Below are 215 nucleotides of genomic sequence, written 5' to 3'. Positions count from 1 at the left end.
AAACGGCGTGCGGTTTCAGGCCCTTGCCCTGAAGGTATTGGGCCAAGGCAATCACCGTCGGCGTCTTGCCGGTGCCGCCAGCGTTCAGGTTGCCGACACAGATCACCGGAATGCCTAGCCGCGTTCCCGCACGTGCCACCCGTCGCGCCGTCACGGCAACATAGAGCCATCCCAGCGGCGCCAGCAACCGTGCCCACAAACCGGGTTTCTCCGGC

At 65.6% G+C, this 215-nt stretch carries 1 protein-coding gene; it reads right to left on the bottom strand.

Going from position 1 to position 215, the window contains the following annotated elements:
* On the bottom strand, positions 1-215 hold a 215-nt coding region (locus NLM59_RS11775; RefSeq protein ID WP_369426814.1), incomplete at both ends, for a tetraacyldisaccharide 4'-kinase.

Origin of the sequence: Profundicola chukchiensis (assembly GCF_029664245.1) — a bacterium.
GTDB classification, from domain to species: Bacteria; Bacteroidota; Bacteroidia; order Flavobacteriales; family Weeksellaceae; genus Profundicola; species Profundicola chukchiensis.
The sequence above is the reverse complement of the archived record's forward strand: the minus strand, read 5'-3'. Positions and strand labels throughout refer to the sequence as shown.